This window comes from Candidatus Nitrosarchaeum limnium BG20 (assembly GCF_000241145.1).
GTDB lineage: Archaea > Thermoproteota > Nitrososphaeria > Nitrososphaerales > Nitrosopumilaceae > Nitrosarchaeum > Nitrosarchaeum limnae.
In genome coordinates, this window is sequence record NZ_AHJG01000087.1 from 1 (window position 1) to 1,435 (window position 1,435).

The 1,435-nt window shown below is 31.6% G+C and carries 2 protein-coding genes; both read left to right on the forward strand.

Features of this window, described 5'->3' with window-relative positions; translation table 11 throughout:
* Nucleotides 1–382: HAD-IC family P-type ATPase (locus tag BG20_RS02620; RefSeq protein WP_010190585.1), on the forward strand; the 382-nt coding region annotated here is incomplete at its 5' end.
* A 263-nt stretch (nucleotides 383–645) separates the two neighbouring features.
* Complete coding sequence (locus BG20_RS02625) at nucleotides 646–1,065, forward strand: universal stress protein (RefSeq protein WP_010190586.1); 420 nt, start codon at nucleotides 646–648, stop codon at nucleotides 1,063–1,065.
* Nucleotides 1,066–1,435: the final 370 nt, after the last annotated feature.

The window sequence follows — 1,435 nt, forward strand, 5'->3', positions numbered from 1 at the left end:
TTTACCTGAACAAAAGGTAATTGCAGTAAAAAAACTCAAAGAAGAGTATGGACAAGTAGTAATGGTTGGGGATGGTATCAATGATGCTCCTGCGTTGGCTATGGCAACAACTGGTATTGCCATGGGTGCACATGGAACTGCAATATCTGCAGATGCAGCAGATGTAGTATTTCTTGTAGATGATATTGCAAAAACATCTGATATTGTAGAAATCAGTCAAAGAACATTGCAAATAGCAAAACAGGGTATCTTTATTGGATTAGGCGCAAGTTTTGTCTTGATGGCAATAGCAAGTGTAGGATTGATCCCGCCTGCTATAGGCGCATTACTACAAGAAATGTTGGATGTAAGTGTAATTCTAAATGCATTGCGTGCAAGATGATGATTTCTGATTGAATGTGATTTCACCACGCCTTATTCTGAATTTTATGTTTCTATAATTGATCAATGAGCAACTTTTTTGTAACTTCTATGACAAATTTTTACAAACTTAGCAAGAAATTTTTCATGCCGTTCTAATCTTCTAGTAAAAATTGATTCTTCTGACAAAAATGCCAGATGTTGTAATCTCTTTTCATTTATGGCATGTTTTTTAAATGAAATTCATCTCGTATACATAAATTCCAGTAAAGACGTACTATAATCATGAAGAAAATTCTTGTCCCAATAGATGGTTCTCCAAATTCTGTAAGAGGATTAGAAAAGGCAATTGAATTTGCTAAAAATGATAATTCTTCTATAACTCTTCTTCATATTGCAACACTTCCACCTGTGCATGTAATTGGACATTCTAAAGACAAAGTCAAAAAATCTTTGGCAAAAAATGCGCAGAAATTTATCAAAGACGCTGAAGACCGATGCATAAATCAAAGTATACATTTTACGACAAAGTTAGTTTATGGTTCTGATCCCCCTTATGATATTGAACAATTTGCAAAAAAATACAAACATGATTTGATTGTGATTGGTGCAAAAGGAAAAAGTACTTTAAAACGCCTATTTTTGGGAAGTGTTTCAAGCTATCTTGTTGAAACAACAAAGACTCCAGTTACTGTGATAAAATAAACAAGTCAAAAATTAATAATTTTTAGCCCATATGGATTTCTGATTATTAATCTTCAAATGATACCCAATAAAATTATCTTAAAACTTTAAGTTTCGGTATTTTATCTGAGATTTATGTGTGAAACTCTAGATGAAATTCATGAGGCACAACTAGCTGCAGTTATAGCTAGAATGCGAAAACAACAATCAAAGTCAGAACAACAATCTATTTGCAACTAAAAATTTATTTCAATATTATCCCAATATCCATAAGGTTAGTGTGCGTAAAGTCTGTTTTGATATTACATTTTTGTTTTTGAAAGAATCTTCCAGAATCACTGTTTTTTAAAAATTCTTTTATTATTGATTCATCTATTTTTATATTTTCAGT

What these genes read in the sequence shown, in the direction of transcription:
- BG20_RS02625 (WP_010190586.1), top strand. Translation starts at nt 646, where the DNA reads ATGAAGAAAATTCTTGTCCCAATAGATGGTTCTCCAAATTCTGTAAGA.